Raw genomic sequence first — 19469 nt, 5'->3', positions numbered from 1 at the left:
CTGCATTTATTTCTCCACCTTTTTTACCTCGATGGTTCTGTCAGACACCTTTTCCAGTGCTTTTGCAAGAGAATCGGCCTCGGCTTTCTTTGTGAAGATACCAACCAGATAAACGCTTGAACCGCCATCAGCGCCTTTTGAAATGTCTTTTTCCGTATTTGACCGGATGGCCTGAAGAACGTTCTGAGGCAATGTTTCATATCCTGAGATGACCACCTGGTATGTGGCGTTCTTGTTTTCCTTTTCCTCTATTGCCCTGGCATTCCTTATGCTGGTGGATTTCCTGTTGTTGTAGGCCACAAGCTGGGAGCCGGGGAAACCGTGTTTCTTCACGGCGTTTATGTTTGACATTGCATCCTTGTAGGATCTGAACAAACCAACGGAGTAGATGTATTTCCCGGTGCTGCCCCTGCGTTCATATACCGGAGCAAGCCCCTTGAAGGCTTTCTCAGTCTGTTTCCTGCTTACAACGAACAACTGGATCTGATATATGAGCCCGCCCGGGAAATCCTCTGTACTGAGAATTTCAGGGGTCGTTTCCGCAATTCTGAAATTTGTATCTTCCTCCAGCTCCGCATCCTCGAAAGCCATAGCCGGCCATTTACCGTAACTGCCTGATTTCCATTCAACCTTCTTTTCGGCAAGTTCTTCCTCCTGCTCCGTTTCTTCAGGTGCGGTAACAAATATGCCCTTTGACAGGAAATCAAGTTCAAGTTTCTGGAGTTCAGCCGAAGCTTTCTGCTCCCTTGCGCCTATTTCAACAAGCCTGCTTTCCAATTGATGTATTTTCTGTGCGAGTGCCTGTGCACCTGCAGGGTCTGAAGATGCAATGGTATTATATGTGTCCCTGCTTTTCTCCAACTGCTCGTTAACATTGCGGATGGTGTCCTGTATGTGCCTGATACCCATTACTGCCCTGTTGTAGTTCATCTGTTCCGAACTCTGGGCGCCCTGCCGGTTTGAACCGTTGTTGTCGTTGGATTTTATTTTCAACTTGAAAAGATTATTGGCCTCCGCCTGAGTTACGGACTTCTTTACAGGAAGGTTTTCAATGTCAAGTATGTAAATGGATACCTTTCCGTTTGTAAGGAAACGGTCGGAAATCAGTTCCGCTTTAGTGTGGTCATGGTTAGGGGAATAGAAGTATTCGTTTGAAGGTGAGGAATACGGTATGCCCAGATTCTGCGGCAGGCCCCATTCGCCGCTTTCTTCATCAAGGTAACTCACGAAAACGTCATATTTTCCGAGCCCGCTGTATCCGTTTGAAGCAAAGTACAGTTCCTTGCCATTGTCTGACAGTCTGGGGAACACTTCATTTCCTGCAGAAACAAGATTTTCGCTGGCGAATTTAGGTGTGCTCCATAGCGTGTCGTTCAGTTTTTCCATCTGATATATGTTCCAGCTGCCGGATTTGTCAGGTGCGCTGAAAACGAACTGGTCCGCATTATCAGGGAAATACATCACTGCGAACATGCTTGCAAGGCTTGAATCCGGAACATCGCCGCAGAACTGCCTGAGAAGTCTTTCCGGAGTCTGTTTCCAGCTTCCGTTCTCTGCAAAGGGGTCATTCAGCACGAAATCCTTCAGCGCCATGGTCCTATATTCAATGACCTCCGGCGCCGATACATATTCAAGGAAAATTCTGGAACTGCCGGTGTTTTCATTGGATTGTGTTTCCTGTGCGCGGGCGGGCTGAAACGAAAGCAGAAACGCAAGAATTGCAGAAATTGAAAGCCTGATATAGTGATTCCCAATCATAAGAGTCAAAAATAATTGGAACAAAGGTACTAATTATCTTCCTTTATCAAGAAAAAATTATAAATTTGCAACCTATTTTGTGCAACCATGCACAAAAGCGTAAAATGGAAATTACAAAATATAAAAATTAAACGATATGCAAAGTAAAGGTGCCATTACAACAGTGGTGATTTTATTCGTGTTGGCCTGTTTGTACCAATTATCCTTCACATGGGCCAATTACCATCAGGAAAACAAGGCTGCACAGGAAGCCGTTGTTGCTGTTGAGAACGCAAAGCTTACAGCCGAGTATGCAAAAGTTCCTGAGAATGAGAAGGCGTACTACCTTGATTCCATCGGAAAGGAAAGACAGAGGTTCTACACAGATTCAATAACTCCTGAGGTTGTTTACCTTGGTTATACATTCAAGGAGGTTAAGGAAAAGAACATCAACCTCGGTCTGGACCTCAAGGGCGGTATGAACGTAATGCTTCAGGTTCAGCTTCAGGATCTTGTAAAGGCATTGTCCGATTACAACCAGACTCCTGAATTCATAGCTGCACTTGATGCCGCCAAGGAGAAATCAATAGATTCAAGAGACGATTACATAACCCTGTTTGCAGAGAGCTGGAAAGAGTGCTCGAACGGAAAGAGACTCGCATCCATTTTCGGAACAATTGACATGAAGGACAAAATTCAGCCTTCTACAACAGACGAACAGGTAATCCAGGTGCTCAGGGACGAGAGCGAGAGTGCAATTGCAAACTCATTCAACGTATTGAGAAACCGTATCGACCGTTTCGGCGTTACACAGCCTAACATCCAGCGTATTGGCAATACAGGAAGAATCCTTGTTGAGCTTCCTGGCGTAAAGGAGCCTGAGCGTGTAAGAAAACTCCTTCAGGGAACAGCTTCACTCGAGTTCTGGCCTACATTCGAGAACCAGGAGATATTCCCTTATCTCCAGCAGGCGAACGTAGCGTTGAAGGAATATCTCGCAGAGCTTTCAGATACCGTTTCTTCAGATTCCGCAGCAGTTGCAGAGCCCGCAGCCGCAGCCGATTCCACAGATTCTGACGATATTCTTGCACAGGCGATAGCAGCTGATTCAACATCTGATGCAAGTTTGGAGCAGTTCAGAAAGGAGTCACCGCTCTTTGCAGTGCTGAACCCTATGTACTATCAGGGTCAGATAGCTCCAGGCGCATGCATAGGTATGGCTCACTACAAGGATACTGCAAAGATCAACCAGTACTTTGCAATACCTGCCATCAGACAGATATTCCCTGCCGAATTCGTTCCAATGTGGACAGTAAAGGCAAGTGACAGGGATGCGAGCGGCATTTATTTCGAACTTGTGGCCATAAAGAAAGGTACAAGAGACGGCAAGGCTCCTCTTGACGGTGGTGCCGTTACAGATGCAAGCGTTGCATACGGCAACACAGGCGCATCTCCAATGGTTGATATGGCAATGAACGCAGAGGGTTCAAGAATCTGGGCAAGACTTACAGCCGACAACCTCGGCAAGCAGATAGCGGTTGTTCTCGACGGTATGGTTTATTCATATCCTACAGTGCAGAGCGAGATCACAGGCGGCCGTTCACAGATTACAGGTCACTTCACAGTTGAAGAGGCCACCGACCTTGCAAACGTTCTCAAGAGCGGTAAGCTTCCTGCACCTGCAACAATCGTTCAGGAGCAGGTTGTAGGACCATCGCTGGGTCAGGAATCAATCAATGCAGGTATGACCTCATTCGTTCTTGCATTCATCCTCGTGCTCATCTATATGGTTCTCTTCTACAGCGGAGCAGGTATGGCGGCATGTGTTGCACTTCTCTGCAATGCAGTTCTTCTTATGGGTTCTCTCGCAGGCTTCGGCGCAGTTCTCACCTTGCCTGGTATTGCAGGTCTCGTACTTACAATGGGTATGGCGGTTGATGCCAACGTTATCATATACGAGCGCGTGAAGGAGGAACTCCGTGCAGGAAAGCAGCTCAGGCTTGCAATCCACGACGGTTACAGGAACGCTTATTCAGCAATCATAGACGGTAACCTCACAACCATAATAGTAGGTATCATCCTCATGGCCTTTGGTTCAGGTCCTGTAAAGGGATTCGCAACAACATTGGTAATAGGTATTGTCACATCAATGTTCACATCAATCTTCGTTACAAGACTTATCTTCGAGGCAAGACTTTCAAGGAACAAGAACATCACTTTCGACAACAAGTTCTCAAGGGACTTCCTGCAGCATACCCACATCAACTTCATTAGCCTGCGCAAGTATGCGTATGTCATTTCAACAGTAATTGTAGTGATTGCAATAGGCTCAATGGTATTCAAGGGCTTCTCCTACGGTGTTGATCTCAGCGGTGGTAGAACATACGTTCTCCGTTTCGACAAGAACGTTACACCTGAGCAGGTGCGTGAAGCGGCAAACGAGGCATTCGGCGAGACAGTTGAGGTTAAGCAGTTCGGTGGCGGCAGCCAGATGAAACTCACAACCAAATACAAGATTGAAGACGAAAGCAAGGAGGTTGATCAGGAGGTTGAAGGTCTGCTTTACAATGCACTCAAGGGCCTGTATGCAGAGGATATGTCACTTTCAGACTTCACATCAACACTTGACAACCCTAACGGTATCATAAGTTCCGACAAGGTTGGTCCTACAATTGCAAACGATATGAAGAGGGATGCTGTGATTGCCGTATTCCTGGCACTTCTCGGTATCTTCATTTACATTACTATACGTTTCAAATACTGGACCTGGGCTACAGGCGGCATCATTGCACTTGCACATGACTCAATAATTGTAATCGGATTCTTCTCATTGTTCTCAGGCATACTTCCATTCAGCCTCGACGTTGACCAGACATTCATTGCAGCGGTTCTTACAATCATAGGTTACTCAATCAACGATACCGTGGTTATCATGGACCGTATCCGCGAGTATAGAAGACTGTATCCTAAACGTGACCTCAAGACCAACGCAAACGACGCTTTGAACAGCACACTTGCCAGAACATTCAATACATCAGCTTCCACATTGGTAGTAATGGTTGCTATTGCAATATTCGGCGGTGAGGTTATCAGAGGATTTGCAGTGGCCCTCACACTCGGTATCATTATCGGTACTTACTCTTCAGTATTTGTTGCTACTCCTCTTATGTACGACTTCACAACAAGGATTGATCAGAAGCGTAAGGCAAAACAGTTGAGCAAATAACATCTTAAACATAATTCTATGATCAGTACAATAAAGAAATCTTTATTTATTGTATCACTTACATTCTGGGCTACAGCTTCTGTGGCCCAGACTGGTAATTATGCAGGCAGGGAGCAGGCCAAGGACGGCGGTATCTCCAGCAGCATGCTTGAAGTTATCAGAACAGGGTACAATGCTACACCGGCAGAGAAAGCTGTAAGGAACGCTCTGGCTGGTACCTCTATTCAGGTTTTGGCTTCAACAGCCGAAAACAGCTTCATAAAGGATACCCACTTCTCAAATGTTGTAAAGACAAAAGGTATCACCAACCAGATGTCCAGCGGACGTTGCTGGTTGTTCACAGGCCTTAACGTGCTCCGTGCAAAGGTCATTGCAAAATATGACATGCCAAAGTTCGAGTTCTCACAGAACTACATCAGTTTCTATGACCTTCTTGAGAAATCCAACCTTTTCCTTCAGGGAGTCATTGACACAAAGTCCCTTCCTTTCGAGGACAGGAACGTAGATTGGTTGTTCAAGCATCCTATAGGTGACGGCGGTCAGTTCACAGGCGTTGCAAACCTCATTACAAAATATGGTCTTGTTCCAAAAGAGGCAATGCCTGAAACCTATCAGAGTACACATACAGCAGATATGCGTTCAATCCTTTCACAGAAACTCCGCGAGTTCGGTCTTGCACTCAGGAATGGCAAAGACAAGGATCTGCAGAGCATGAAAGTGAAAATGCTCACCGAGATATATTCAATTCTTACAAAATGCCTCGGCGTTCCTCCAACACAGTTCACATACACCCGTTACGATTCAAAGAACGTTCCTGTTGAGACAAAGGAATATACGCCTGCACAGTTCTACAAGGAGTTTGTGGCCGAGGATCTGGAGAACAATTACATTATGGTTATGAACGATCCTTTGCGCGAGTACGGAAAGGTTTATGAAATAGCATACGACCGTCACGTTTACGATGGACACAACTGGGTATATCTGAACCTTCCTATCGAAAAGATAAAGGAAATGGCAATTGCTTCAATCAAGGACAATACTGCTTTGTATTTCTCCTGCGACGTTGGCAAGTTCCAGAACAGGGAGCTCGGTCTGCTTGATTTGAACAACTATGATTACGCATCTCTCTTCAACACCACATTCCCAATGGACAAGAAGCAGAGGGTTATGACAGGTGCCAGCGGATCTTCGCACGCTATGACACTCATAGCAGTTGACCTAGATGAAAATGGTGTTGCAAAGAAGTGGATGGTAGAGAACAGCTGGGGTGAAAGAAGCGGTTACAGAGGCAATGTAATCATGACAGACGAGTGGTTCAACGAGTATATGTTCCGTCTAGTAGTTGAGAAGAAATACGTTCCAAAGGACGTTCTCAAGATGATGGATCAGAAGCCTGAACTCCTTCCAGCCTGGGACCCTATGTACCTGGACGAAGACTAAGATACATTGAAGATATGAATCCGGAAAAACGACTGCTTTCCCTGGATACACTGAGAGGATTCGACATGCTTTTCATAATGGGGCTGTCGTCATTCGTTGCTGCGGTCTGCGCCCTTTTCCCTGAAGGATCCGAGTGCGCACTTGCACAGAACATGTCTCACGTTTCCTGGGACGGCTTCCGTCACCACGATACAATATTCCCGCTATTTCTTTTCATAGCGGGAATTTCTTTTCCCTTCTCCTATGCAAAGCAGCTTTCTTCAGGTGCTTCACGCAGGAAAATCTATCTCAAGATTTTCAAGCGCGCCGCTGTGCTGATTCTTCTGGGACTTGTTGTGAACGGATTGTTCAAGTTCCACTTCGATAAGCTCAGGGTTGCAAGCGTGCTGGGACGCATAGGTCTTGCCTGGATGTTCGCCGCTCTGCTCTTCATCAATTTCAAGCGGGTAACCAGAATAGTGATTGCCGCCATCGCCCTGGTAGGGTATTGGATTGTAATAAGGTACATTCCGGCGCCGGATGCTCCCGGTGCGGATCCGCTTTCGATAGATGGCAACTTTGCAGGATATGCAGACAGACTTATCCTCCCCGGAAGGCTTCTTTACAATGGTGGGAAATTCGATCCTGAAGGTCTGTTCTCAACTATTCCTTCCATTGTTACGGCAATGCTGGGAATGTTTACGGGCGAATTCGTGCTCTCGGATAGAAAGGGGCTCACGGGAGAGAAGAAAAGCCTGTATATGGCTGTTGCAGGAATTGTCATGCTTGCTGCCGGCCTGCTGTGGAGTCTTGATTTCCCTCTTAACAAGAAATTATGGTCAAGTTCCTTTGTGCTTGTGGTTGGTGCATATTCGCTGCTCATGTTCGCCCTTTTCTACTACATCATTGATGTAAAGGGATTTACTAAGTGGACATTCCCTTTCAAGGTGGTTGTATGAATTCCATCACCATTTACATAGCGCAGTCGGTCATAGGTTTTTCCGGCATTGCAGCTTTCTTCCTTTCAGGCGTTACGGAACTTTGTTCCGAGCCTTGGGCCAATGTTGTGAACAAACTGGGCTATATGATTGTCTGCTGGCTGTTCCTGTATTTCCTTTACAGGAAGAAAGTGTTCTTGAAAGTTTAGTATTATGAAACGTATTTTTTTGTTGCTCATTGTTTTTTCTGTGCTGTTCGAGGCCTGTTCTAACAATAATTCACAGAAAGCTTCCGTGTTTGCCCCTGAATTCCTTAAGTCAGGTGACAGCATAGCGCTCATTGCCCCGGCATATCCTGTACCTGATTCAATGGTGAAGGTATGTTGCGGAATGCTTGAAAGTTTCGGACTTGTCCCGGTTATCGGTCCTAACGCTTACAAGGTTCATCCCGCAGACACCATGTACCACGGAGCGCGTTATGCAGGAACCCCTGCGGAAAGGGCGGCTGATTTCAAATGGGCGTTCGAGGACAGAAGCATAAAGGGAATCATCAGCCTGACCGGCGGATATGGTTCCATACACGTCCTGCCTTACATTTCAAACGAGTTGATTTCCAACAATCCGAAATGGTTCGTTGGCTGCAGCGATATCACCACTCTTCTGCTGGCTTCTGTTGCATCAGGAGTGATGAGCGTTCACGGCAGCATGTGCCTGGCCATTGCCAGCAAAGGACTGGAGGACGAGGGCAATCTTGCCACCATTGAACTCCTTATGGGCAAAGTCCCTTCCTATACCCTACCTGGCGATAGTTTGAATATAAGCGGTGAGGCCGAAGGCATCCTGGTAGGCGGCAACATGACCAACATAGTACCTGTGCTCGGGACTGAATACGATGCATTTGCTGGACACGACTGCATTCTTTTCATAGAGGAGGTGGGAGAGAGCATGCATTGCATAGACCGTCAGCTGAGTGCAATCCTGCTGCATCACAAGGACAGGATAAAGGGCGTTATTGTAGGGGAGTTCGTTGGCTGCGGCGATGAGTTCGCATACAGGAGCGTTGAGTCAATGATACACGATGCCCTCAAGGACCTGGGCATTCCTGTATGTTTCGGTTTCCCTGCAGGGCACGGCAAACGCAATTTGCCGCTTGTTGAAGGCGCTATGACCAGAATCTGCGTGCCTGCATCAGACTCTGCATCCGTTGAGCAGGTTGTTGGCTTGTAGCAGGACTACCAGTTCTTGAATGGATGCCTGAGCAGCTGTGAGTTGAAATAGCGTTTATCATACGACACTTCTTCACCGAGCCACGACGGGCGGATGAACTCCTCGTCTTCGCTGCCCAGTTCGATTTCAGCCACAACAAGACCTTCGTTGCTACCGTGGAAAACATCAACCTCAAAAGTATGTTTTCCTGCGGGGACAAGATTCCTGGTCTTGTCTATCACGGTGCTTCCGCATAAGGAAATCATCTGCCTTGCCTGTTCCAAAGCTATTTCTTCCTCCCACTCAAAACGGCTGATGCCCTTTGGCTTGCCTTTTATGGTAAGGTAGCCTTTGTTGCCACGGATACGGACTCGAACAATCTTGTTTGTATTTGTACTCAAATAACCTTGCACAATATGCACGGACTCTGTAACCTCCGGCATGAAATCTCCTCTTACCAGGAACTTCCTTTCAATTTCCATAATTTTGAACGAATTTGTAATACTATTATAACAATTAACCATGTATCAATTGTTGTTCATTGATTCAGCAATTCCGTACGGCAGGTAAAATTACATTTTTCTTTGTTGATTTATCAGCGTAATAATTATTTTTACATAAATATTTCTGCATAAAATGAAAATACTCATTGACAACGGACATGGTATGGAGACTCCGGGCAAATGCAGCCCAGACGGATTATTCCGCGAATATGCATATACACGTGAAATAGCTGCACGAATTGTTGCACGCCTGTCAAAGCTGGGCTACGATGCGGAACTTCTTGTGCCGGAATCAAGGGATGTTCCTTTAAGGACACGCTGCCGCAGGGCGAATATGATATGCAATGCAATGGGAAAGGAGAACGTGCTGCTGGTATCGGTACACGTGAATGCGGCTTCGTCAGACGGTCAGTGGCACAATGCTTCCGGCTGGAGCGCATATACAACGGAAGGTGTCACCAGTGCTGACTTGCTGGCCTTTGACTTGTATGAGTCCGCAAAGAAGTACCTTAAGGGTCAGAAGATACGTATGTTCAATGGTTCCGACGAACCGGACTTTGAGGCCGGTTTCTACATTTTGAAACATACAAGTTGTGCTGCGGTACTCACAGAAAACATGTTTCAGGACTGCGCAGCCGATGTTGCTTTCCTCCAGAGCGAAAAGGGCAAGGAAGCCTTGGTCAAACTGCACGTGGAAGGAATATTGCGGTATATCGGGTAAGCAGCGATTTGTTTTCGGAATTTATTGAATTACATATTATTCCTTATGCCGGTTTAGCATAAATTTGTATATTTGCCAAGAAACGGTTTGTATCTATGCCTACACTTTTCATCGTATTCGGATTTATTTTCAAGTTTTACTCTGATGACCATACTCCTGTTCACGTACATGTGATTAAGGATGGGAACGAGGCGAAATACAATGTTGAGCCGACTGTGGTGCAGGTTTTCAATCACGGTTTCAAGAAGCACGAGATTTCAATGATTGAAAGCGTCATTGAAGAGAATGTCAATGTCATCAAAGAAAGGTGGCAGGAGTATTTTGGCCAGGGGAAATAGTATGAAGCATTACATCACAAAAGTTTGGATTGAATCCGGCCACGTTTATGCACAAACCCGTGATGGTCTTGTGGCAAGTTATGCTGTTTCTCTTTGGAAAAGGCTTGCATCTGCCACAGATCAGCAGCTTAACGATTTCTATCTTTCTTATACAGGAATTCATTGGCCTCAGCTTGATGAAGATCTCAGCTTCGAAGGCATGTTTCATTCTGCCGGTCTGTGTGACAGAACGTCTACCGAAGATTCCGTCTGCTACATCAATTAGATTCCTTTCCAATGCCTTGACTCCATATAGGCAAGCTTTGTTTCATAATTCCAGCCCAGCGGGCCAACAGCGCCGCCTTGAAAACGAAAAAGGCACTTGTCATCGTATGGAATACATTCAACATCATCAATGAATTTCTGCATTGTCCCCTTTGGGTTATTATCCTCTTTTATATCCAAAGTCGCAGTAATCAGGGAAATGAGTTTCAACAGAAATGCAGCCGATATTCTTCAGCGATTTTCTTATATGTTCAAATGCCTGGCTATCAAGTCCTGCCAATCCGCATAGCGAGTCTATTCTCTGAGCATTCAGATTATCATCATAATACCCCACCCGGCGATAGTGGTTGGAAGAATCGGCAACGAAAAGTTTTCGAGTTCATTTCTTATAGCCTCGTATTTGGTTTCCATTTTATGTTCGTCACATCTGTACATAGGAACCCGTATAAGGGGGAATGATATGATAAGAACAAGGCTGACAGCTGCAAGAGCGAGTTTCAACTTCCCCGAAAATTCATTTTTGAATTCCCCGCGGGCAAGTGTCCCGATGATAGCAACAAGAGCACATATCACCATTATTATCAACAATGGGGAAACGGCAATCAAAGCCCAAAAACCCATATCCGGCCATATCCACAATGTAAGAATCGCCAGAAAGACAAAGAATAGAGGAATCATTGGATCCAGTCTTTGACCATGGTTTCTTCTCCGCTCCAAGTTACAAATATCTCAAAGCCAGAATAGTTTGCGTTGGAGATATTCACATAATATCCGTCCTGTCCTACATATATGGTTCCGAATAACGGATAGGAGGAAAAGAACCACCTATCGCCCCAATGCGCGCTCAATGCAGGAACATATTCGTTTATCATACTTCTTCTTCTTTTCTCTCGCTCTTCCCTTTCCTCATCTGTAATCTCGTGAACCTCCTTACTTTCCTTGGGCGCATCCAAAAACGTTGCCAGCAGTTTTTCTGCTTCCGGTATTAAATAAAGTACAGGTTTTTCTATTTCAATCCTGGGAGTGAAATAAGAAATGGATTCAGGAAGAACTTCTTTTGACAGGGTATATATACAATCATGTGCCTCAGGAAATCTGGCACTTAATTTGTCCGGATGTATTTCGCAGTTGAATTTCACCACCTTGACAGTATATGGTATAGCAATGTATTTACATGTGTCCGGGTTTCCTGACACGGTGTCTCTTTCACTATGATATTTTAGAAAGAATTTGGCGAAAATATCATTGTATTGGCTGCCTTGCGCCCCTTTGGCTATCAACCTGGACCACTCTTCCCATTCACTGAAGAAACGGGGAATATCGTTGGTCTTTTCATAACGCAGATTGTGCCAGCTCGGGAAATTCGTGATACGTGAATGATTTGTCTGAGCATATGAACCGGTATTGCCAAAAATAACAATCACCGAAATTAACAGGATGATCTTTTTCATAATGATTAATCCTCATTTGTCTGGTTTCACTAAAGTAGAATTTCGGGTCGCCTTGAATTTGCTTACAAGCCCGGACCATGTATCCCAGCCATGCTTTTCTGCAAGGTCTGAAATAAGCAGAGGGAGGAGAAATGCTACACCTTTTATAACATAGTTCCAGAAACTGCCTTCAGTTGCTTTCCCAAATAATTCATCGGACACAACTATGAGCAAGATGTACAGGACCAACATAATGGGATATTTCAGGATTTTGCTCTGATTCTTCATAATGAGGTTATATCATTCAAATTGCTATTTGTTTGTGTAAAGATACACAAACTTTTCAAACGGGGCATATTCGCTCTGGTGATAGATATGTCACTCTTTCATAAAAAATGTCCAGGTGACCAAAAATTACGATTGATTGGTGACACGAAGATGTGTGGATGAGGCAGTACGGAGGCTAATCAGCGGCGGTGCAGAGTGCATCCTGCATACGAACCTGCAAACAAGAAAAATACCTGTCCATACAAGACCGTCAAGAATGCGCTGTGACAGCGGACACTTGGACAGGCCTCACCGGAAAGGGTACACCTGTCCACCGAAACCTTGCAGGAATGCACTCTGGCAAAGTTCGCATGGACAGGTCTTTTTCGGGCAGTGATGCAAGGTGCGAACTATTTGCTAAACCAAAAATCACCGTCCACGTTTATTGGCCTTGAATGGTCTTGTGAGGCGGATTGGCGTGGATGGTGAGGCAAAATTGTCTCATCGTCCACGCTTACCATCGCCAGAGTGTGGTGTGGTGCATTCAGGCGTGGATGGTGATTTTCGGTTTATGCTACGCCTTGTACTCTGGCACTTTGGCATTCTGCCACTTGCCCGAACACAGGGGTTTATGCATGATTCCACTTCCGGGTGCAGGATAGTTTTTTTTGCGGTACTCACGAACAGGTATTCCAGGACACTTTGCTGTGGGTGGGTGAGTACGGGACGCCTTTTTAAAGCGGGTGGTTCTCAATATGCCACTCTAAATACGTGTCTGGCAGTGGTTGCTGAATACCGTACACCTTATTTATGATAACGTCTGAGCGAAAAAGGCAAGGAAGCCTTGGTCAAATTGCACGTGGAAGGGATAATGCAGTATATATGGGAATTTAAACGGTGGATTCTAAATAAGAATAGAGTAAAAAGGAAATGTACCCATTACTGTCTAAATAAGAAATAGAACTATTTAAGAAAGTTTGCTTGGTTTCCTCATTCGTATCCGAATGCATGAGAATGTCAGTAAAGGTTTCCAGAGCCTTGTCGGAAAAATGCTTTTGTTCTACAAGCCATAGTATGGGATTTTCTTGCTGGAGGACTTCGTCAATGTTCAGATCAAGCCCGGAATCAAAAATCGCCGATTTAACATCTTCAATAGGAATTGACTTCCGTTGTGTTCCATAAAGTCCAAGACGCCTGGCTATCTGAACCATCATCTCGCCAATGCGGTCAATTTCCCTTATGATGTAATCTTCCATAAATTGCTATTTGTTTGTGTAAAGATACACAAACTTTCCAAAAGGGACATATTTGTGTTGCCAATCATTTGTGTACTGTGTCAACTGTGCTCAATACCTGATGGGATATGGGTATTGAGCATGCTTTGATTTGTAACCAATTGATAATCAGTAGTGAAATTTTGATCACCATGCTCAATACCCATCAGTAGAGTGTATTGAGCACACTTCCGGGTGCAGAATCAGGCTTTTCGCACCCGGAGAGTGGCAAAATGCATGTTCCGGGTGCGAAAACGGCTTTTTTGCACCCGGATCAGGAAGAACTGGTAAATCCATGCGAATATGTCAGATATCAGATATTTTTTATAAATTGCTATGAATTTACCGCCAGCTCCGAAGGAACGTTTCATTCCGCCGGTCTGTGCGGCAGAACGTCCACGAACATCACATAACATATTGATATGAAACTTCTTTCAGCCACGGCAATTATGGTATCCGCAATTATCAGTCTGGCAGCGGCGGGCTGCAACAGCACAACGGAAAATACAGTTTCCGACGAGGAACTTGGTAATGTCTATCAGCAGTTGAAAACCATATATGAAGATGACCTGAGCCACCGGGTGATCCAGCCTGCTGAAGGTTATTTGAAATACCCGTATCTTATACCATCGGGGTACTATAAGCAGATGTGGGACTGGGACGGTTTCTTCATGGGGAATTATTTCTGTTCAAAGGGCAAACCTGAGTATCTGCGTTACTGGGCTTTGAATCTCATTGAGGGCATTGATGAGAATGGTTATGTTTCGGGCTGCGCCACCACAAAGGGGCCAAGGCCTATCTTCGGTGATTTCTCAATGAAGCCTTTCCTCTCGCAGGGTGTCTTTCTGGCTTCACAGGCTTCAGGGGATTTTTCCTGGATTGAGCCTTACTATGACAAGCTCTGCCTTGCACTTGAATATCGCGAGCGCACCCAGCAGGATGAAGCCACAGGTTTGTTCTTCTGGCAGATTGCCATGCAGAGCGGTGCCGACAACAATGTTGCTCTCAATTATTTCAAGGAGGACAAAAGATCGTTCCTGGCCTGCGATGCAAGCGCTTTGCAGATGAGGGAGTACAAGGCTCAGGCGCTGATTGCCGGCAAACTGGGCAGGGAGGAGGACAGCAGAAAGTATATGAAGAAGGCGGAAGAGCTCAAGGAGAGGATTATGGAATACCTGTGGTGCGAGGAAGATGGCATTTTCTACAATGTTGACAGGGAAACAGGAAAACACTATCGCCGTGTATCATATTCATGCTTTGTTCCTCTGATTGATGAAATTGCTTCACAGGAGCAGGCTTCTTCAATGATACGCCGCTACCTTCTGGAGCCTTCCTGCATGAAGTCCTGCTATGGCTTCCGCAGCCTTTCCGCAAAGGACCCTGACTACAACAACAAGAACATGATAAATCCTTATTCCAACTGGCAGGGTCCGGTATGGCCTGTTGCGAACTACATCTATTCAATAGGCCTTCATCGCTATGGTTTTGATAATGAACTGCGATGGCTTGGCCTGACTCTTGGAAAGCTGATGCTGGAGGATTATGGCAAGTATGGCAGCCTTCACGAGAGTTATGACGCTGAGACAGGCGGTCCGCTCGCCCCTGCGGATACATATGTAGATGAGAACGGAAAGTTCATAGGCTTTGTAAGCTGGAACCTGTGCGTTGAGAATATCCTTTCGGGCGTTGTAAACGATGACTGGATGACGCTGGAACTGAGCGAGGGTGAAGCTGTCAGCGGCACTTCAAGGTAATGACCGTGATTTCCGGACGGGCGCCTATTCTGAAAGGGACGGTGCATCCAAGGCCCGGATTCACATATAGGTTTTGCCCATTTTCCTGATACATACCGTAGCTGCGTTCGAACAACCATGATGCCGGGCTCCAGCCGAGAAGGCTTATCTGTGCATTATGCGTATGTCCGGACAGCGTAAGCGGAATGCTGGTTTCAGGCAGCACTTCGTAGTCCCAGTGGCTCGGGTCGTGTGTGAGCAGGATGGTGAATCCGCTTGTACCTTGCAGGGCCTTTGGAAGGTCACCTGCATTTATAGTCCTGAAACCTTGTATGATACAGTTCTTGTTGTCAACTCCTGCTATGGTGATGGTGGAGTTGTCCTGAGCCTTGATAACCATATTCGAGTCTCTCAGCAGTGTCCATCCAAGTTCGTTGCGCTCATATTCTGTAAGCTCGTCCACAGCCTTGTTGCGCTGGTCGTCAGTTTCAAGGCTGCTGTCATAGATGAGGAAGTCATGGTTGCCCAGCACAGAAACTACTCCATATTTTGCCTTTATGTATCTAAGTGTGGAAGCATGAGTGTGCGCCTCGGAGCGCCCATGTGACACAAGGTCACCTGTAAAGCAAACCATATCTGCCTGCAGAGCGTTTATTGAATCCACTATTTCCCGTAACTTTTCAGGATGCCGGTTGAATGTACTGAGGTGCAGATCCGAGATATGCACAATCCTGAAACCGTTGAAGGCTGCCGGCAATTCGCTGTTCACATATTCAACATACTTGACTTTCAGCTTCCATCTTCCAATGAAGTAGCCGTATGTAAGTGACAGTATCACTGCTGCCACGAGTATCAGGGATGCATATCCGAAAGGTGCGTACCTGAGCTGCCTGCCGGTTGCAGAGGATGCAATATAGCCAAGTAGCCATATTACATTGGGCAGTGCCGCTGCAGCAAGCGACAGCATGGCTCCAAAAATCAACATCATCAGCAATGGGTTCATATACGCTCAATTCTGTTTCCCTACAAATTTTCTGCGAAAGTAATGAAAATTTCATCACTCAACGGAAAAAAGCGAACCGTACAAGGTGGTTCAGGAAAAATGTGTACAAATTATGGTCGCGAACCGACTTGTCATCATCTTTGTACTCAGGATAGTCGTATTCTGTTTTGATTTCCAGACTCTCTTCATCCATATAGAGGGACTTGTTGACTTCAATCATAACCGAATAGTAATCAAACTGGAAGTCCACAGTTTTGGCATTCGAATATGGGATGTTTATTCCAACCCTGTATCCGTATTTTCCGAAATGTCCGACAATATGCTGTATTATTTCATCACAAGGCTTGGTAAAATCTTTATTGAAACCTATGCATATGTCGACTTCATGATTATGAGAAGCATCTTCTTTGAGAGCTGTGGGCTTGTTGCTGAAACTATGGCAGTCAATCAAGAGGGAACCGGGATGTTTTACAAGCAGCCTTGCCAACTCTATTTGATGTTCCGCATATAGCCTGAGAATCCGATTTCGGAGAGACGGGTAATCTTCCACGTCAAACTTTCCGTCATCGGTCTTGAGGAAGTCTCGATATATGATGCCCATTCCTCTGGCTTCCAATGGATCGTGAGTCATTCTTTCCACATCACAAAGTGTTCTGCAGAAATCAAATACCAGAGGAATTATGCGCCGATGCTTCTTTTCACGAATCGGAGCTTTTCGTTACGATCCGTGTCTGGATTTCCAGCTGCGCGGAAGGTACATTTCATTCCGTCATGAGTGGTATATTGATTCCGCTGCTATCAGCCACTCAATGGCTGACTTGATATGAATTGTTTTGTCGCCAACTGTTACATCACGTGTATCTGAAAAGGCTATCAATGTAAGATTATAGCATTTCAGCGGCTCTGAGGCCAGGACCAGAGCAGACGTCTCTCTGTCGTATGCTTTTTGAGAATCGATATCATATGAAACCTGTATCAGTTCAAGTGCTTCATTTTTATCGCAGATGACAAAATCCACCTCTTTTCCATTCGCGGCATGCTTGTAATAATAAACATCCAGAAAATCACTTGCACATCTGCGGAGAAGTTCAATATAGACAACGTTTTCCAGCCTCCATCCGATATTTTCAGCGGCCATGGAATTGGTCCGGTTATTCTGCAGTCCGGGATCAACTATGTAGGCCTTGTCACCGCGTATGCGTTCCTTACTCTTGAAAGAATGCTTTGTCAGCAACTGTACGAGGAAAGCCTGCTGTAAATATGACACATATTTTTTGATTGTCTTGTCTGACATTTTGAACAGTTCAGATAAGTCATCGTAATTTACCTCCTGACAGGAATTGCTGATAAGGTGGCCGGCTATCTTTTTCAAGGCATCCACATTCCGGATTTTGAAACGCTTCTTGATGTCTTTTGTCAGAATTGCATCTATCAGGCTCTCAACATATCCCCGTTTGTTTCGGAGGCTCTGCATCTCGGGAAAGCCGCCATCATTGATATAGTCATAAAATGCCCTTTTACGCTCGGCATCCGCCTTAGTTGTAATGCCTGCCGTATCAACATTATGAAAAGAACAATATTCCGAGAATGAGAACGGGAAAAGTTTGATCTCATTGTAGCGTCCTGAAAGGTGCGTGGCAAGTTCACCGCTCAACAATTTGGCATTGCTACCGGTAACGAAGACATGAAGGTCTGTGCGCAGAAGACGGTTAACAAACAGATACCACCCGTCCACATCCTGTATTTCGTCAAGAAAGAGATATTTGAAGTCCGTACCGTACAGCTGGTATACACAGGAAAGCACGGTATTCAGGTCCTCAGTCTGGAGATTAGCGAGACGGTCATCGTCAAGGTTGACATAAGCATACTCAACTTTGCGTTCTGTGAGAACCTTGTGGCAAAGTGTGGATTTCCCGCTTCGACGGACTCCGATAACGACCTGCGCTTGAGTACTGTCAAAATCGAACAAAGATTCTTCTTTTCTGGTCACCAGTCTTTTGGTCCGGAAGTTCCTTATCTCCTCTTTCTGTTCTGCAAGGACCTGCAATATTATCTTTTCGCTAAACATAAGTACGATATTTTACCCATGCAAAGATAGTTAAAATCCGATAAGTTCGCATATTCTTACTAAAATAATCCGATAATCTTGCATTTTTATCCTTTTGAATTGCACACCCGGCTCTGATGGCCTGCTTGCTATGCTTGAAATCAAGTAGCGGCATTTTTTACAAATGTAAGGCTCGTTGTTCAATATTCCTAATACTGTGGATTGATTGACAGGAACAGTTGTCTCAATTTTTTCGTCAGCGTTACCGGAGATCAATAAAGAAATACTGGGGAATTTGAGCGGTTAAGAATACGTTACTGCTGAAGTCTTGCTTTATGCGGCCGAAAAAACGGCACTTTTGCGGCCGTTCAAAGTTAAACGGCCGCAAATATGGGCTTTTTACGGCCGGAATGCTCCGAGCGGCCGCAATTTTGCCGTTTTCTCGGCCGTTTGGTTGCCAAGGCCGCATCAGCGGCCTAGCGGAGGGCGCGAACTTGCTGGAAAGCGAAGACTTGCGGAAAGATTGCGGAGAGTTGCCAAGAGCAGCAAGTTCGGTATAGCCCGGGAGCGGTGAAGGGGGTTTGGGGCAGAGCCCCAATAAAACAACAAAACCAGTGCATGCACTGGTTTTGCGGTGAGTGAGGGATTATCCCCTTGATATTTCCGAATTTCGGACAGTAACGCAATATGTTGAACTACAATTTATTAAATGTAATGTGATTTCATAAGATTTATTTGGATATATCGGAAAGTGGGCGTAAATTTGGGCGTAAATAATTTTGGGGAATCGTTATGCCAGTAATCTTCTATCTTGAAAAACGCGCCAACAAAAAGGGTGAAAATCCCATCCGCTTGTCCGCTATCGTCAAAGGTGCAAGAATCCAATCAACCACCGGATTCAGCATCAACCCTGATGTCTGGGACAAAGACTCAATGCGAGTCAAGCCGCATCAGACCAACTCAAAGAAACAAACTTCCGCACAGATTAACAAATATCTCAACGGAATTGAAGGTGTAGTCCTCGATTTCGAGAACACTTGCCGCATCCGTCCTTCACTGGAGAAACTCAAGGAGGTCATCAACAGTTATAATCCGGATGCAGATCCTAATTCCGAAGAAGGAGAGGAGCAGGACAGTACACCCAAGCGCCCGTCAGCAATTTCCTATTTCGATGAATTTGTCAAGGAGCAGAGCATCGAATGCCAGTGGACCACCGGCACGATGCAGTGCTGGGCCGCATTCCCCCGCCATCTTTCCGACAACATCAAGGGAAAATCCTTCGACTGCTTCAACGATGACGGTATAAATGCCTTCGTCCGTTTCCTGCGCGTCCACGAAAAGATGGAAGAGAAGACCGTCCAGA

At 45.6% G+C, this 19469-nt stretch carries 18 protein-coding genes and 1 pseudogene; 9 read left to right on the top strand and 10 right to left on the bottom strand.

Going from position 1 to position 19469, the window contains the following annotated elements; genetic code table 11:
- Positions 1-6 precede the first annotated feature (6 nt).
- The gene (locus AC06L3_RS04760) at positions 7-1758 is read right to left on the bottom strand and encodes a TolB-like translocation protein (protein ID WP_475669476.1); all 1752 of its coding nucleotides are present in this window, start codon (positions 1756-1758) and stop codon (positions 7-9) included.
- A gap of 136 nt (positions 1759-1894) precedes the next feature.
- Between AC06L3_RS04760 and secDF the strand changes: the two genes are divergently transcribed.
- The 4 genes and pseudogenes from secDF (at position 1895) to AC06L3_RS04740 (ending at position 8547) form a co-directional block, all read left to right on the top strand.
- A complete protein-coding gene (gene secDF / locus AC06L3_RS04755; protein ID WP_475669475.1) occupies positions 1895-4963 on the top strand; it encodes a protein translocase subunit SecDF in 3069 nt (1022 codons plus the stop codon).
- Between the two features lie 18 nt (positions 4964-4981).
- Positions 4982-6403 carry a C1 family peptidase gene (locus AC06L3_RS04750; RefSeq protein WP_475669474.1) on the top strand — a complete coding sequence of 474 codons (1422 nt, stop codon included), beginning with the start codon at positions 4982-4984 and terminating at the stop codon, positions 6401-6403.
- Positions 6404-6417: 14 nt separating this feature from the next.
- Positions 6418-7529: pseudogene (locus AC06L3_RS04745) on the top strand (acyltransferase family protein).
- Between the two features lie 4 nt (positions 7530-7533).
- Complete coding sequence (locus AC06L3_RS04740; RefSeq protein WP_475669473.1) at positions 7534-8547, top strand: S66 peptidase family protein; 1014 nt, start codon at positions 7534-7536, stop codon at positions 8545-8547.
- 5 nt (positions 8548-8552) lie between these two features.
- Here AC06L3_RS04740 and AC06L3_RS04735 read toward each other — a convergent pair whose 3' ends face one another.
- Positions 8553-9008, bottom strand: coding sequence for a CYTH domain-containing protein (locus AC06L3_RS04735; RefSeq protein WP_475669472.1), 456 nt, complete (start codon positions 9006-9008; stop codon positions 8553-8555).
- 154 nt (positions 9009-9162) lie between these two features.
- Between AC06L3_RS04735 and AC06L3_RS04730 the strand changes: the two genes are divergently transcribed.
- The 3 genes from AC06L3_RS04730 to AC06L3_RS04720 all read left to right on the top strand — a co-directional run bounded on the left by AC06L3_RS04730 (position 9163) and on the right by AC06L3_RS04720 (position 10353).
- A complete protein-coding gene (locus AC06L3_RS04730) occupies positions 9163-9750 on the top strand; it encodes an N-acetylmuramoyl-L-alanine amidase (RefSeq protein ID WP_475669471.1) in 588 nt (195 codons plus the stop codon).
- Positions 9751-9845: 95 nt separating this feature from the next.
- Entirely contained in the window at positions 9846-10088 is a 243-nt protein-coding gene (locus AC06L3_RS04725) for a DUF4160 domain-containing protein (RefSeq protein ID WP_475669470.1), read from the top strand.
- Position 10089: 1 nt separating this feature from the next.
- Complete coding sequence (locus tag AC06L3_RS04720; RefSeq protein ID WP_475669469.1) at positions 10090-10353, top strand: DUF2442 domain-containing protein; 264 nt, start codon at positions 10090-10092, stop codon at positions 10351-10353.
- Here AC06L3_RS04720 and AC06L3_RS04715 read toward each other — a convergent pair.
- The 5 genes from AC06L3_RS04715 to AC06L3_RS04695 all read right to left on the bottom strand — a co-directional run bounded on the left by AC06L3_RS04715 (position 10350) and on the right by AC06L3_RS04695 (position 13305).
- Positions 10350-10496, bottom strand: a complete 147-nt coding sequence (locus tag AC06L3_RS04715; protein WP_475669468.1) for a hypothetical protein — start codon at positions 10494-10496, stop codon at positions 10350-10352. The two genes, AC06L3_RS04720 and AC06L3_RS04715, sit on opposite strands and share 4 nt — an antisense overlap.
- A gap of 165 nt (positions 10497-10661) precedes the next feature.
- Positions 10662-11030, bottom strand: a complete 369-nt coding sequence (locus AC06L3_RS04710; protein ID WP_475669467.1) for a hypothetical protein — start codon at positions 11028-11030, stop codon at positions 10662-10664.
- Positions 11027-11803 carry a hypothetical protein gene (locus tag AC06L3_RS04705; protein WP_475669466.1) on the bottom strand — a complete coding sequence of 259 codons (777 nt, stop codon included), beginning with the start codon at positions 11801-11803 and terminating at the stop codon, positions 11027-11029. The genes AC06L3_RS04710 and AC06L3_RS04705 overlap by 4 nt, the downstream gene beginning before the upstream one ends.
- A 12-nt stretch (positions 11804-11815) precedes the next feature.
- Entirely contained in the window at positions 11816-12070 is a 255-nt protein-coding gene (locus AC06L3_RS04700) for a hypothetical protein (RefSeq protein ID WP_475669465.1), read from the bottom strand.
- An 869-nt stretch (positions 12071-12939) separates the two neighbouring features.
- Positions 12940-13305, bottom strand: coding sequence for a hypothetical protein (locus AC06L3_RS04695; RefSeq protein ID WP_475669464.1), 366 nt, complete (start codon positions 13303-13305; stop codon positions 12940-12942).
- A 440-nt stretch (positions 13306-13745) separates the two neighbouring features.
- Here AC06L3_RS04695 and AC06L3_RS04690 point away from each other — a divergent pair, with 440 nt between their 5' ends.
- Positions 13746-15077, top strand: coding sequence for an MGH1-like glycoside hydrolase domain-containing protein (locus AC06L3_RS04690; protein ID WP_475669463.1), 1332 nt, complete (start codon positions 13746-13748; stop codon positions 15075-15077).
- Here AC06L3_RS04690 and AC06L3_RS04685 read toward each other — a convergent pair.
- The 3 genes from AC06L3_RS04685 to AC06L3_RS04675 form a co-directional block, all read right to left on the bottom strand.
- Positions 15058-16059, bottom strand: a complete 1002-nt coding sequence (locus AC06L3_RS04685; RefSeq protein WP_475669462.1) for a metallophosphoesterase — start codon at positions 16057-16059, stop codon at positions 15058-15060. The two genes, AC06L3_RS04690 and AC06L3_RS04685, sit on opposite strands and share 20 nt — an antisense overlap.
- 58 nt (positions 16060-16117) lie before the next feature.
- Positions 16118-16732, bottom strand: coding sequence for an N-formylglutamate amidohydrolase (locus AC06L3_RS04680; RefSeq protein ID WP_475669482.1), 615 nt, complete (start codon positions 16730-16732; stop codon positions 16118-16120).
- A 96-nt stretch (positions 16733-16828) separates the two neighbouring features.
- Positions 16829-18127 (bottom strand): ATP-binding protein, encoded by a 1299-nt coding sequence (locus AC06L3_RS04675; RefSeq protein WP_475669461.1) that lies wholly within the window; start codon positions 18125-18127, stop codon positions 16829-16831.
- A 771-nt stretch (positions 18128-18898) separates the two neighbouring features.
- Between AC06L3_RS04675 and AC06L3_RS04670 the strand changes: the two genes are divergently transcribed.
- The coding region (locus tag AC06L3_RS04670) for an Arm DNA-binding domain-containing protein (protein ID WP_475669460.1) at positions 18899-19469 on the top strand (571 nt) is incomplete at its 3' end.

This window comes from Candidatus Egerieousia sp., from assembly GCF_056211015.1.
This window is presented reverse-complemented; position numbering and strand designations above follow the sequence as displayed.